Annotated in this window: 12 protein-coding genes; all 12 read left to right on the top strand. The window is 49.1% G+C overall.

Features of this window, described 5'->3' with window-relative positions; genetic code table 11:
* Positions 1 to 37 precede the first annotated feature (37 nt).
* The 12 genes from BM091_RS09630 to msbA are packed head-to-tail and all read left to right on the top strand — an operon-like array spanning position 38 to position 14,161.
* Positions 38 to 256, top strand: a complete 219-nt coding sequence (locus BM091_RS09630) for a hypothetical protein (protein WP_093395341.1) — start codon at positions 38 to 40, stop codon at positions 254 to 256.
* Positions 243 to 1,727 (top strand): lysine--tRNA ligase, encoded by a 1,485-nt coding sequence (lysS, locus tag BM091_RS09625; RefSeq protein WP_093395340.1) that lies wholly within the window; start codon positions 243 to 245, stop codon positions 1,725 to 1,727. Before BM091_RS09630 ends, lysS begins: the two co-directional genes overlap by 14 nt.
* A gap of 3 nt (positions 1,728 to 1,730) precedes the next feature.
* Positions 1,731 to 2,963, top strand: a complete 1,233-nt coding sequence (locus BM091_RS09620) for a lipoprotein-releasing ABC transporter permease subunit (protein ID WP_245735342.1) — start codon at positions 1,731 to 1,733, stop codon at positions 2,961 to 2,963.
* Positions 2,956 to 3,711: an ABC transporter ATP-binding protein gene (locus BM091_RS09615; RefSeq protein WP_093395338.1), complete on the top strand. Its 756-nt coding sequence runs from the start codon at positions 2,956 to 2,958 to the stop codon at positions 3,709 to 3,711. Before BM091_RS09620 ends, BM091_RS09615 begins: the two co-directional genes overlap by 8 nt.
* 17 nt (positions 3,712 to 3,728) lie before the next feature.
* Positions 3,729 to 6,386, top strand: a complete 2,658-nt coding sequence (bamA, locus tag BM091_RS09610) for an outer membrane protein assembly factor BamA (protein ID WP_093395337.1) — start codon at positions 3,729 to 3,731, stop codon at positions 6,384 to 6,386.
* A 19-nt stretch (positions 6,387 to 6,405) separates the two neighbouring features.
* Complete coding sequence (locus BM091_RS09605) at positions 6,406 to 6,948, top strand: OmpH/Skp family outer membrane protein (RefSeq protein WP_093395335.1); 543 nt, start codon at positions 6,406 to 6,408, stop codon at positions 6,946 to 6,948.
* Positions 6,945 to 8,036, top strand: coding sequence for a UDP-3-O-(3-hydroxymyristoyl)glucosamine N-acyltransferase (gene lpxD / locus BM091_RS09600; RefSeq protein WP_093395334.1), 1,092 nt, complete (start codon positions 6,945 to 6,947; stop codon positions 8,034 to 8,036). Before BM091_RS09605 ends, lpxD begins: the two co-directional genes overlap by 4 nt.
* Entirely contained in the window at positions 8,026 to 8,469 is a 444-nt protein-coding gene (gene fabZ, locus BM091_RS09595; protein WP_093395332.1) for a 3-hydroxyacyl-ACP dehydratase FabZ, read from the top strand. The genes lpxD and fabZ overlap by 11 nt, the downstream gene beginning before the upstream one ends.
* An 8-nt stretch (positions 8,470 to 8,477) precedes the next feature.
* Positions 8,478 to 9,260, top strand: a complete 783-nt coding sequence (lpxA, locus tag BM091_RS09590) for an acyl-ACP--UDP-N-acetylglucosamine O-acyltransferase (protein WP_093395331.1) — start codon at positions 8,478 to 8,480, stop codon at positions 9,258 to 9,260.
* A gap of 17 nt (positions 9,261 to 9,277) precedes the next feature.
* The gene (lpxI, locus tag BM091_RS14120) at positions 9,278 to 11,179 is read left to right on the top strand and encodes a UDP-2,3-diacylglucosamine diphosphatase LpxI domain-containing protein (protein ID WP_218148867.1); all 1,902 of its coding nucleotides are present in this window, start codon (positions 9,278 to 9,280) and stop codon (positions 11,177 to 11,179) included.
* 4 nt (positions 11,180 to 11,183) lie between these two features.
* The gene (lpxB, locus tag BM091_RS09575) at positions 11,184 to 12,332 is read left to right on the top strand and encodes a lipid-A-disaccharide synthase (protein WP_143083130.1); all 1,149 of its coding nucleotides are present in this window, start codon (positions 11,184 to 11,186) and stop codon (positions 12,330 to 12,332) included.
* A 2-nt stretch (positions 12,333 to 12,334) separates the two neighbouring features.
* Positions 12,335 to 14,161, top strand: a complete 1,827-nt coding sequence (msbA, locus tag BM091_RS09570; protein ID WP_093395327.1) for a lipid A export permease/ATP-binding protein MsbA — start codon at positions 12,335 to 12,337, stop codon at positions 14,159 to 14,161.
* Positions 14,162 to 14,181: the final 20 nt, after the last annotated feature.

The raw sequence follows: 14,181 nt of genomic DNA, 5'->3' as shown, positions 1-14,181 counted from the left end.
AATCCCGTTGTTTCAAAGCCGGGGAAGGGAGAAAGAGATGAGCAAAGGGACCAGAGTATTGTGCCTTATAGGAGGGCTGGTTGTCTTTGTGTCCGGCGTAATGCGGGTGATAAAGAATAACGAATGGACTCTTGCCATAATCGGCTTTCTGATTCTGGCTTTTACCGTTTCGGGTTTTTTCAGGGAAGATGAGAAAGATAACAGTTTGTCCGTGAAAGGAGAGGGGGATAGTGGCAAGCAGGATGGAAGACCTTAATGTGGTGATGGCCGATCGCCTTCGAAAAGCGGAAAGTCTCGAGAAGTCCGGTATTCCTCTTTACCCAAACAATTACAGGGTTCTCCATAGAAGCCATCATGTTTTTCAGCAGGCGGAAGGTCTGACCGACGAGCAGTTACAGGAAAAGAATCTTTCTTTCACCCTTGCGGGCCGCATAATGGCTATACGGTCTTTTGGCAAATCCATTTTCATGCACATTCAGGACGAGTACGGGAAGATACAGCTCTATTTCCAGAAGAACAATCTGGATCCGGAAAAGTTCAGTCTGGTGAAAAAGTTTGACATCGGAGACATCATCTGGGTTCAGGGTACGGCGTTCCGTACGAAAACGGGTGAACTCACCTTACTCGTGAACGATGTAGCCCTGCTGACCAAAAATCTTCGCCCGTTGCCGGAAAAATACCACGGCCTCAGGGATGTGGAAACCCGCTATAGACAGCGCTATCTGGATCTGATGGTAAATCCTCATGTTAGGGAAGTCTTTAAGAAGCGAACGCGTATCATACAGGCCGTGAGAAGTTTTTTCAGCGAGCGTGGATTTCTGGAAGTCGAAACTCCTATGATGCAGCTTATAGCGGGTGGTGCTACGGCAAGACCCTTTAAAACGTATCACAACGCCCTGGGGATGGAGCTATATCTCCGCATCGCTCCGGAGCTTTACCTCAAAAGGCTTCTTGTGGGAGGCTTTGAAAAGGTTTTTGAGCTCAACAGAAACTTTAGAAACGAGGGAATCTCAACGCAGCACAATCCTGAATTTACAATGCTGGAGTTTTACGAAGCCTATGCGACTTATGAGGACTTCATGAAGCTTACGGAAGAACTTTTCGAATTCCTGTGCCGGGAACTCAACGGTGGGGTTCTCAGGATAACCTATCAGGGCGAGGAGATAGATCTAACGCCCCCGTGGAGGAGATACAGATTTTACGACAGCCTGATTGAAATCGGCGGTGTGCCGGAGGAGGTGATTAAATCTTTTGAAGCCGCCGTATCCTTTTCACGGAATCTGGGGATCAAGCCTGAGAAGTACGAAGGCCATGGAAAGCTTCTCACCAAGCTCTTCGATGTCCTTGTGGAACCCAAACTCATACAGCCCACTTTCATAACTCACTACCCTCTGGAAGTTTCTCCACTTTCGCGACGAAACGATAAGGAGCCCGATCTGGTTGATCGCTTTGAGCTATTCATTGCCGGCAGAGAAATGGCCAATGCTTTTTCCGAACTGAACGATCCAAGAGACCAGAAGGAGCGATTCCTTAGGCAACTGGAGGCAAAGCGGGCAGGTGATGAGGAAGCCCACGAAATGGACGAGGATTACATAAGAGCTCTAGAATACGGCATGCCTCCTGCTGCTGGAGAGGGTATCGGGATAGACAGGCTTGTGATGTTGTTTACCGACATGCCTTCAATAAGAGATGTGATATTATTCCCGCTGCTGAAACCGGAGAAATAATAGATGAAGCCCTCTTCGCTGCCCCTGGAATGGTTTATCGCCCTCCGTTACTTCAGGCCGAGACGGCGGCAGGGATTTCTCTCCCTGATAACGGTTATCTCAATTTCCGGGGTTGCCGTTGGGGTTATGGCCCTTATTGTGGTTCTTGCCGTAATGAACGGATTCCAGAAAGATTTGAGATCCCGAATATTGGGGGTTACCGCCCACGTTATGGTTCAAAGCATTGGAGGCATTATCGAGGACTATGATGATCTGTGCCGGAAAATATCATCTGTGGAAGGAGTAGCGGAGGTATTACCGTACATATATGTTCAGTCTATGATCACTTCGGGCCGCAGTGCTACGGGGGCTTTAATCCGGGGTATTCCGGTTAGGGGAGAAGGCGTGTCCGATTACATGAGGCGGTATGTTGTTCTGGGATCTTTAGAAGGTTTGAGGTCCGGAGAACCCGGGATAATCCTTGGATCTGAAATGGCCAGGCAGATTGGTGTCGGACTCTACGATCATGTGAGCGTTCTGGTTGCGAAGGGGCGCTTGACCCCTTTCGGTCAGATTCCACAGACTCAGACATTCAGGGTGGTGGGTTTGTTCCAATCTGGCATGTACCAGTATGACCAGAGCCTTGCCTACGTGGCTCTCGAGCAGGCTCAAAAGCTTTCAGGCATTACAAAAGGTGTCATGGGCATAGAGTTGCGACTTTCCAATCCCGAACATGCCGCCAGGGTGGCGGAAAAGGTCAGGGATATTCTGGGAAACCGATTTGTGATAAGAGACTGGATGGAGTTGAACAGAAACCTTTTTTCGGCTCTAAGGCTTGAGAAAATTGCCATGTTTATTATTCTTACGCTAATTGTATTCGTCGCAGCCTTCAACATCGTAACGTCTCTTATAATGCTGGTTATGAACAAGAACAGGGATATTGCAATTCTAAAGGCCATGGGTGTCACTTCCAGAAGGGTTAAGCGCACCTTTATGCTGACGGGCTTACTGATCGGGCTTTCAGGGACCGTTATTGGGCTTCTGAGCGGCCTTACGCTGTGTGCAATTCTCAAGAAGTATCATTTTATAGAGCTACCGAAGGATATCTACTACATATCTACTCTACCCGTTAAAGTTGAGTTTGTGGATGTGACCTCGGTATGCCTTGCGGCGCTTCTGATAAGCTTTCTTGCAACGATATACCCCTCATCCAGAGCGGCAAGGATGGATCCGGTGGAAGTGCTTCGCTATGAGTAAGGAAAGAGACGCAATGCCTCTGATACACGGTGTTAAGCTCACGAAGGTTTTCGGTGAGGGATGGAGGCGTGTTGAAGTCTTTCGGGATCTTGACATAGTGGTTTGTCAGGGTGAACGCCTTGGTATTGTGGGGGCCTCCGGTGTGGGCAAATCCACGCTTCTCCACGTCCTCGCAACACTGGATCGCCCCACTTCCGGTAAGGTATTTTTCCGGGGAACGGATGTATATCTTCTGGGAGATGAAGAAAGGGCACGTTTTCGAAACAAACATATCGGGTTTGTGTTCCAGTTTCATTACCTGTTACCGGATTTTAATGCTCTGGAGAACGTGATGATGCCGGGAATAGTGGCGGGGTTACCTTCGGGGATGTTGAGAAGGAGAGCATCGGAATGGCTGGAGCGGGTGGGTCTTTCGGAGAGGATGTATCACAGGGTGGGGGAGCTGTCCGGGGGTGAACAGCAGAGAGTGGCGCTTGCCAGGGCCCTTATTATGGAGCCCGAAATAGTCTTTGCCGACGAACCCACCGGTAATCTCGATAGTGCAACGAGCAGGATGATCCATCAGATGCTGATTAAACTTAACGAAGACACGGGTGTGACACTGGTTGTGGTCACTCACAACGAAGAGCTCGCCTCGATGATGCACAGATGCCTTAAGCTCAGCGACGGTAGCCTCAAGCCGGTGGAAAAGATCGGTGCAGGCCTGTCGGATCTTCGAAGGGATGAAGCCCTATCGGGTCATATGTGAAAAGAGGAAGTCTTTTAATGGGAAGGCCTTTTAAGATTGCCATGGTTTGTGTTGCGCTTTTATTTGTGAATCTTTCGGGGCCTGCCAAGGCGGAAGATACAAAACCCAGAGTGGCCCTCGTTCCTTTCACCGTGGTGGGAATTCCGGAATCGGATTTTTCCAGGGTTTTTCTGGAGGTTATGAGAGAGACCTTTCTTGATGAAGGCCTTGATACGGTGCCCTATGAGGAAGTTCTTAGGGCTGTGGGCACCAGAGTTATCTCGTCTCACTCGGAAGCCAGGTCCCTTGGAAGGAAAGCAATGTGGGATTACGTGGTTTGGGGAAGTGTAACGGGTATTGGTCGCAGGTTGAGTATAGATGCCAGAATAACACCGGTTCGGAAAGTCGATGAAGAACCCGGAGTCTTTTATGCCGAAGCCGAAAATAAAGAAAAACTTGCCGTAGCCACGGGTGAAATTGCCAGAAAGGTATTCGCCTACCTTCATAGAGAAAACATAATTGCCGAAGTCAGGATTGAAGGAAACGAGCGAATTGGAGACGATGCAATCCTTGCGGAAATAAAAACATCACCGGGAGATATCCTCAACCCAAAACAGATTGCCGAAGACATCAGATCCGTTTACAAAATGGGCTATTTCGAAGACATAAGGGTGGATGTGAAAGACAAACCAGGGGGCAAAGTTCTGATATTCTACGTCAAAGAAAATCCTATTGTTAAAGACATTGTCATTAAAGGTAACAAAGAAATAGATGACAAAGATATTATGGCCGTTGTTTCGACGAAGCAGTTCTCGGTGCTGAAGCGGAAACAGCTTGCAGATGACGTGCAGAGCATACTTGACCTCTATCACCAGAAAGCCTTTTTTGATGCAGAGGTAACTTATGAGGTCGATTTTCCCAGAGACCCGAGACAGGCAAGGGTTACCTTCAGGATAAAAGAGGGGAAAAAATTTTACATTAAGAAGATTACCTTTGAAGGCAATAAATCTTTCACGGAGCGCAAACTCAGATCCGTTATGCAAACAAAAGAGAAAAGTATCCTGTTTTTCTGGGATCGAGAGCGGGGTGTTTTGAAAAATGATGTGCTTGACACGGATGTTGACAGACTGACGGCTTTCTATCACGATCACGGTTTTATGGATGCCCGTGTGGGAACCCCGCGAATCGAGAAACGGGAAGACGGTTTCTATATTGAAATTCCCATTGAGGAGGGACAGCGGTATAAGGTTAAAAGCTTCGAGATTACGGGAGATGAGGTTGAGGACCTGGAGAAGTTGAAGGATGAGTGGCATATAAAAGAAGGCGATTATTTCAGCCGGGACAGACTGAGAAAAGACGTGGAGATGCTTACGCGGCATTGTATGGATCTCGGGTATGCCCATGTGGAAGTCAGACCGAAGGTGACGAAGAAAAGAGATAACGTGGAAGCCTTCATAAATCTTGTGGTCAGCAAGGGACCGAAGGTGAAGATCGGGCGCATTGAAATTTCGGGTAACACCAAGACGAGAGACAAGGTCATAAGACGGCAGTTCCAGATTGCTGAAGGCGATACCTTCAGTGCCACCAAGATTCAAAATTCGGAAACCAAGCTAAAACGCCTGGATTATTTCGAAGAAATTCAGATCGAGCCCAGAGAGACCGATTCGCCTGAGGTGATGGATCTCCATGTTAAGGTAAAGGAAAAACTCACGGGGTCGATCAGCGCAGGAGGAGGCTACTCTTCCGATGAGGGCCTTTTCGTGGGGGGAGAAATATTGCAGAGAAACCTCATGGGGCGTGGGCAGTATCTGGCCCTGAGAGCCCATCTGGGTCAGGATACCCAGCGATACTCTCTCGGTTTCCTCGAACCCAGCTTGTTTGACTCGTATTATTTTCTTGGAGTAGATGCCTATAACTGGGTCAGGGAGTACTCGGACTTCACCAAAGACGCTCAGGGCTTCAGAATAAGGTCTGGAAGGTCTTTCGGAAACTGGAGCAGTTTTTCCGTGGAATATACCTTTGAAAACGCCGAAATTGAGGACGTAGACGAAGATGCGGCATCCATTATCAAAGAACAGCAGGGAAGGCAGATCAAAAGCTCTGTTGCCTTCGGAGTTGAACGCGATTCTACAGACCATCCTTTCCTTCCGACGAAAGGCTCGATAAACCGGGTAAGCGTCGAGTTTGCAAGCAGTTACCTGGGAAGTGACAGCAGTTTTGCCAAGTACGAGGTAGCCTCGGGGTGGTACATACCGCTCTTCTGGAAGCTTACGGGCTTTGTAAAAGGTGAAGTGGGCTGGATCAACAAGATCGGCGATGAACCCATACCCTTATTCGATCGCTTTTTCCTGGGGGGTATAAATTCCGTCAGGTCTTACGAATGGGGAGAGTTGGGGCCACGAGATCCCGAAACCGGAGACCGCATCGGGGGGACAAAATACGGATTGTTCAATGCGGAAGTTATATTTCCGATATTTGAGGAGATAAATCTAAAGGGAGTTATCTTTTTTGATGCGGGCAACGCCTTCGACGAGGACGAAACCTTTGATGTGTCGAAGTTTAAGATGGGAATTGGAGGTGGTGTGCGCTGGATGTCGCCCTTTGGGCCTTTGCGGATTGAATGGGCCTTCAATCCCGATCCCGACGAGGGAGATTCTCGCAGCACATGGCAGTTTTCAATGGGAGCGTTTTTCTAAAGGAGAAAGGGGTTATACCATGGTTGAGAGATGGTGCTCTGTTATGATCAGATTCTTTTTGTCGGCCTTTTTCGTTTGCCTGATGGTCGGTCAGGTCCGGGCGGATGTAAAGATCGGCTTTTTCGATCTGGACAGGGTTTTGAGAGAATCCAAATGGGGTCAGGATGTTCAGGCAAAACTGAAAGCCGAGGAAGAAAAGCTCAAAGCACAGATTACGGCAAAACAGGAAGAATTCCGCAAACTCCGGGAAGACTTTCAGAAAAAACGGTCTATTATGGGAGAGGAAGCCAGAAAGAAAAAGATTGACGAACTCAGGCAGAAACAGGAAGAAGGCCAGCGTTTTATCATGGAAAGCCAGCAGAAGATGCAAAACCTTGGCGAGGAATTGATGAAACCGCTGGTGGAAAAAGTCTTCGAGGTTGTGAAGGAGCTGGCGAAGAAGGAAAAGCTGGATTTTGTCTTTGAAGCCCGCAGAAGTGGGCTTGTTTACGGTGAGGACAAGTATGACCTCACGAAGAAAATAATAGAAATGGTCGACAAAGCCAGGCCAGCAGCGAAATGAAGGGCAAATCTTTTTCATTACGGGATATAGCAGAATTTACCGGATCCAGAATAGTAGGGGATCCCACGGTTACCATCACCGGGGTTGCCGCCTTCGATTCGGCCAGGCCGGGCGATATAACCTTTGTTGCTCAAAAGAAACTTCTTAAAGCTTTTTCGGACTGCCGCGCAAGTGCCGTGATTACCAGTGCCGAGCTTGAACCGCTGGTTATGAAGCTGGGCAATTTTTCTCTTCTGGTTTCGGACAGTCCGCAGCTTACTTTTGCAAGAGTTGCAAATCTTTTTTTTGAATTCCCCATGCCTGAACCGGGAATTCACCACTCTGCAATTGTGGCACCCTCGGCACGGGTGTCTCCTTCGGCGCATCTGGGACCCTTCGTTCATGTGTCGGAGGAAGCCGAAATCGGCGAAAGAAGTGTACTTATGACAGGGGTTTATGTGGGAAGGAATGTAACAATAGGGAGCGGATGCGTTATCTTTCCCCGGGTGGTGATACTCGATGGATGCGTCATAGGCAACAACGTCGTAATACACGCCGGAACCGTGATAGGAAGTGATGGATTTGGTTATGTGGCGGACGAGAAAGGACAACATGTGAAAATCCCTCAGGTTGGCAGTGTGGTAATTGAGGACGACGTCGAGATAGGAGCAAATTGTACCGTGGATCGCGCAACTTTTGGTGCAACCCGCATAGGGAAGGGCACCAAAATCGACAATCTGGTCCATATCGCTCACAACGTGGTAATAGGTCAACACTGCATTCTTGCCGGTCAGGTTGGAATTGCCGGCAGTTCCCGCATAGGCAATCATGTTATTATGGCCGGTCAGGTTGGGATTGCCGATCATGTCACCATCGGAGATGGAGTCAGAATTGGCGCAAAAAGCGGTGTTGCCGCCAATGTGCCGCCCAGAACTGATGTTGTTGGTATTCCGGCCATCCAGAAGGACGATTTATTCCGGCTCTATGCCAACATTAAACGCATAGAACGGCTCAAGAAAGACATTGAAAGGCTGAAGGAGTTCGTAAAAGATTTTGTAAGTCGGCAGGGTTCAAGTAAAGGCGGCGGAGATCGAAAAAATGACGGATGAACAGAAAATTCAGGAGATTCTCAATGTTTTGCCTCATCGTTACCCCTTTTTGATGATAGATCGGGTACTTTCCGTGTCGGACGATGAAGCGGTCGCCATCAAAAATGTGAGCATTAACGAACCTTTCTTTCAGGGTCATTTTCCCGACGAGCCCATTATGCCGGGGGTGCTAATTGTTGAAGCACTGGCGCAATTGGGAGGAATTTTTGCCTTCCGTTACCAGAAGGCCGACTCAGGGCGGGGCTATTTTATGGGTATGGACAAGGTAAGATTTAGAAAACCGGTCTATCCCGGAGATCAAATCAAACTCCAGGTCAGGTTGCAGAAAAAGAAAGGTTCGGTTTACAGGTTTGAAGGCACGGCTTCTGTTGATGGGCATGTTGTTTGTGAGGCCGAACTGCTGATCATTGTGAAAGAAACTCTTAATGAATAGGAATCCAGATGGTAACAGTTCATCCAACGGCAATTATCAGTCCTTCAGCCAGGATAGGAGATGGAACCGTTGTCGAAGCCTATACGGTAATCGGGCCTGAGGTAGTAATCGGTCGAGAAAACCGCATAGGCCCTCATGTGGTTATCACGGGAAGAACACACATCGGAGATTGCAATCGTATATACCCCTTCGTCTCCATAGGCTATCCCCCTCAGGATTTGAGTTATAGTGATGAACCGACAGAGGTGGTGATAGGAAATCACAACGTTATACGGGAGGGGGTTACCATACACAGAGGCACCGTGAGGGGTAGAGGGCGAACCGAAATAGGAGATCACAACTACCTTATGGCCTGGTGCCATGTCGCTCACGACTGTGTAATCGGAAACCACGTCATCATGGCAAACGGTGCTACACTGGCCGGCCATGTAACGATTGGTGACCATGCCGTTGTTGGGGGACTGGTGGCGGTTCATCAGTTCGTTCGCATTGGAGAGTACGCCTTCATAGGGGGCAAATCTGCCATTAGCATGGATGTGCCGCCCTTCATGCTGGTTTCTTCCGAGAGGGAGACGAGGGTTTTCGGACCCAATAAAGTCGGACTGAAGAGAAAAGGCTTTTCTACCGAGGCTCTAAAGGCCCTTAAAAAGGCGTATAAAATTCTCTTCAGGTCGGGGCTAACCAGAAAGGAAGCTATAGAAAAGGTTAAAGAGGAACTGGGCGGAGTGCCTGAAGTCACCAGGCTTGTGGATTTCGTTGAGTCGGGAAGTCAGAGGGGGATCACCAGGTAGGCATCTCAGGGGATTTTATGAATTCCGTGGAAAAGATCGGTTTGATTGCGGGTAGTGGACAGTTTCCTGTTCTATTTGCACGGGCGGCAAAGAAGGCCGGAAGGTCTGTTGTGGCCGTTGGGTTTGAGGGCGAAACAGATCCGGCTCTGAAAGATGAGGTGGACGTATTCTACATGTTGAAGCTGGGGCAGCTCGGGCGTCTGATCGAGTGCTTTCATCGTCACCGGGTAAGACGGGCCGCCATGGCAGGAGCAATAAACAAGAGACGGCTTTACTCCAAAATAAAGCCCGATTGGCGTGCAGTACGCTTTGCACTGAAGCTCAAGAGAAAAAGCGATGATTTTCTCCTTAGGGCCTTTGCCGACGAACTCGAAAGTGAAGGTATAAAGATTGAGCCCTCTACCGAATTCCTGCCGGAGTTGCTTGCACCTGAAGGAATTCTCACACGAAACCGCCCCAGCTGGAGGGAGCGCAAAGACATAGAGTTCGGATGGCGTGTGGCCAAGGAGTACGGAAAACTCGACGTTGGTCAGTGTGTGGTCGTCAAGGATCAGGCGGTGGTTGCCCTGGAGGGAATAGACGGAACCGATGCAACCATACGCCGTGGAGGAATGCTCTGCGGTAACGGAGCTGTGGTTATTAAAGTCAGCAAGCCGGGTCAGGATTTGAGATTTGACGTTCCTGCCGTGGGTCTCCAGACCATAAGGGTCATGAAAGAGGTAAATGCTCGAGTTCTGGTAATAGAATCGGGCAAGACTCTCATGTTCGACAGAGACCTCATGATAGAGGAAGCGGAACGGGCGGGTATCTGCATCATATCGATGAATTCTGAGGAAGACGTTAGGGATGAAAGCGTATCCGCAGTACCTGTTGAAATGAGCGTCATGCGGCGCAACAGGCATTGCCCGGACACTGAAGCCGTAAGGGTTGCAGTGGTTGGTGTTGGATATCTGGGTACTTTTCATGCAAGGAAGTATGCTGCGATACCAGAAGCTCAGCTTGTGGCCGTAGTGGACATAGTGGAAGAGAGAGCCAAACGGGCGGCAGAAGAGCTTTCAACGAGTTTTTATACAGATCATAGAGAATTGCTGAAGGATCTGTCGGGAAAAATAGATGCCGTAAGTGTTGTCACGCCTACGGTAGAACATTTTTCGATAGCTAAAGATTTTCTGGAAGCGGGCATTCATGTTTTCGTGGAAAAACCTTTTACCAGGACGCCGGCCGAGGCCGAAAGGCTGATAGAACTTGCTGACAGGAAGGGCTGTATCATCCAGGTGGGTCATCTGGAGAGGTTTAATCCCGCTTACAAAGCGATTTACCCCCTGGTGTCCTCTCCATTGTTTATCGAAGCTCACAGGCTCAGCCCCTATACGGAAAGATCAACGGACGTAGATGTTATCCTGGATATCATGATACATGATCTTGATATTTTGCTTTCCTTCGTTGACTCTCCCATTGCTGAGATTCGGGCCTCCGGAGCCCCTGTGCTGACGTCGAAACCGGACATTGCAACGGTGAGGTTGGAGTTCGAGAACGGGCTGGTTGCCAACTTAACGGCCAGCCGTGTTTCCATGAAGTCCTTGAGAAAAGTTCGCATCTTCCAGGAAAATGGGTACATAGCCGCCGACTTCAAGGACAGGCGGGCATATATGATAAGTCGTCCTGCCGGTTGTGGCGACGGCGTTACTTACACTGAGCTCGATGTCGTGGACGGTGACGCTCTTGAAGAAGAGCTACGCTCTTTCATCTCCTGCGTCCGTACCGGGTCGAAGCCTCTTGTTGACGGAGCTACGGGAAAACGTGTTCTTGAACTTGCCGATATGATATCGGAACGGATCCGGGAGGGGCTTAACCGCTTTTCCCTGTGTGGAAGAGGTCTCCTGCATTGCGAAAAACCCAACTTCGGCCTGTCCAATTAGCATTATGAAGATAGTGATTTCTGCAGGTGAGCCTTCCGGTGAGTTGTACGGTAACGAATTAATAAGGTATCTCGGCCGCTATGTTGATGGAGAATACTTCGGTCTTTTTGATGGCCAGTTTGAAAACCCGACGGTAAAGGGGATAATTACCGGCCCGACCTGCAGGAATTCTTCGGGTGTTATCGGTCTTTCCGAGGCCTTCAGGGTTCTTCCCGAATTTTTGAATACCCTCTCACGCGTTAAGAAATTCGTCGAGAAAGAAAAACCGGAGGCGGTTATTCTGATTGACTATCCGGAGTTTAACCTCCGCCTTGCCGAATACGCCAAAAGACAGGGTAGCAGAGTGTTCTATCTGGCGCCTCCTCAGGTTTGGGCCTGGCGTGAATGGAGGATTAAAACCCTCAGGCGCTACGTGGATGAAGCCATAGTATTTCTCCCCTTTGAAGAAAGTTATTACCGCCGTAAGGGGATAAATGCTTACTTTCTGGGTCATCCTTTAATCGACCTTTTGTCCAGTACGGGTAGTCTTGAAACACCGGGTCCTGAGTCTGAAAGCCTGAAAATTGCAATCCTGCCTGGGAGCAGACCTTCAGAATGGAGACATCACTTCGACGTTGTGGCTGGAGTAATGGCACGGATATTGAGTGAGTTTCCAGGTGCGTGGTTCATACTGCCGCTACCTCCAGGAACGGCTCCGGTACTTGAAGGGTTTCTTGAAAAGGGCTTCAGGCGTCATCCACAGGTTTTTGAAAAGGTTCGGGTTGTCAGAAACGGTAGATACGATGCATTAAGAGGGTGCGAGGTCGGAATTGTGGCATCGGGAACTGCCACTCTGGAAATGGCGCTTCTGGGTATTCCTATGGTAGTGTTCTACCGGGTGGATCCTCTAAGTGCCATGGTGGGAAGGCTCTTTATAAAAGCACCTTTTGCTTCACTTCCAAATCTGATCATCAAAAGATATCTCGTTCCCGAACTGCTACAGGATAGTGCAACCACGGAGGTAATTTTCCGATTTGCAAGACTGCTGATCTCTTCTTCCGAGCTGAAGCTGTTGCAAAAAAGAGGTTTTGATATTATCAGGAAGAGCCTGGGGCAGGCGGGGGTTTGGCAAAGAATTGCACAACATTTAAGCACCAGTATCGGGAAGTATTGAGAATGGCCGGAAAGCCTTACTTTTATGCATTGAGATCCACCGTATGTAATCGGCCGGGCTGGTTGTCCCGTTTTCTGGATTTATTGAAGCCCTACCTGCTCCGCCTAATGCTTGCCGGATTATGCATGATCGGGGTTTCCGCCTTTACGGCCCTTATGGCCTATCTCATAAAACCGGCAATGGATGATATATTTGTAAGAAAAGATATCCGCATGTTAAAGGTTATGCCCTTCGTGGTGCTGGCCGTGTTTTTTCTGAAAGGCCTGTGCCAGTGGGCCAGCGATTATCTGCTTCAGCATGTGGGGTTGTCTGCCGTTGCATCGCTTCGCAGGCGCCTTTTTCACCATATCCTTCACATGCCGCTCTCATTCTTTGACCGTGAGTCCGGTGGCGTGCTCATAAGCAGGATTACCAATGACGTTCAGGAAATACAGAATGCCGTTAGTAAGGCCGTGACGGGGATTGTACGCGATGTGTTTATGGTATTAGGCCTGGTTTTCGTAATTTTCTATCAGAACTGGAGGCTTGCGCTGGTCGCCGTTGCAGTTCTTCCCGTGGCTTTTTTGCCGTTGTTCGTATTCGGACGAATACTGAGAAGGCTTGCTATGAAAGGTCAACAGGCCATGGCTCAACTTACCACGGTGGTACATGAAGCATTTCGAGGTATTCGTATCGTCAAGGCTTTCTGTCGGGAAGATCATGAAAAAAAACGTTTTGACAGTCGGAACGACAATTATGTCCGCTACGCCAGAAAGTCGGCGTGGTTTGACGCTCTTTCATCTCCTTTGATGGAATTCATAGGATCGATCGGCATTGCCTCCATAATGGCCTACGGAGGATATGAGGTCATAATGGGTCGTGCTACTCCCGGGAGTTTCTTTTCTTTTACGGGGGCTCTTCTGATGCTTTACAAGCCGGTGAAGAGCCTCAGCAAGGTGAATTCCTTCATACAGCGGGGGATTGCCTCGCTCGAAAGGGTATATGCAGTACTGGAGGGAAGTGATGGAGTAGAAAATACGGGAAGGTCGAGGTTGAAACCCATCAAGAAGCGGGTCGATGGTTTCGTTGAATTTCGCAATGTGACCTTTGGATATGGAGAAGAGCCAGTTTTGAAGGATCTTTCCTTCAGAGTATCTCCGGGAGAAATTGTAGCCCTGGTCGGGCCAAGCGGTGCAGGCAAAACATCTCTCGTCAACCTCATTCCCAGGTTTTACGACGTTTGGGAAGGATCGGTTCTGGTCGATGGTGTAGACGTTCGGGACATGGATCTGGAATATCTCAGACGTCAGGTTGCCCTTGTAACCCAGCAGAGCTTTCTCTTTAACGACACTATCAGAAATAACATAGCTTACGGATGGCCTCATCCGGATACTCCCCCGGACGAAGAGGCCATATTGACGGCAGTAAGGCTGGCTTATGCAGACGAGTTTATAGAGTGTCTGCCGGAAGGCCTTGATACCGTAGTAGGGGAGCAGGGTGTGCGCCTCTCGGGAGGACAACAGCAAAGGATCTGTATAGCCCGGGCCATACTGAAGGATGCTCCCATATTGATTCTTGACGAAGCTACGTCTTCTCTGGACAGTCAGGCAGAACTGGAGGTGCAGAAGGCTCTGGATAACCTGATGCGAGGCCGTACTACCTTCATCATCGCTCATCGGCTATCCACAGTACTTCGGGCGGACAGGATATTTGTTGTGTCAGAGGGGCGCATTGTGGAAGAGGGAAGCCATACAGATCTCATCGAACGGGGCGGGCTTTATGCACGGCTATACAGGCTTCAATTTTCAGGCTTATCAGACTTCAGTAAAAGCTCATCGGCAACCCAGTGATCTGTGTTAATTTTGCCGGA

Origin of the sequence: Thermodesulforhabdus norvegica, assembly GCF_900114975.1 — a bacterium.
Classification (GTDB): domain Bacteria; phylum Desulfobacterota; class Syntrophobacteria; order Syntrophobacterales; family Thermodesulforhabdaceae; genus Thermodesulforhabdus; species Thermodesulforhabdus norvegica.
This window is presented reverse-complemented; position numbering and strand designations above follow the sequence as displayed.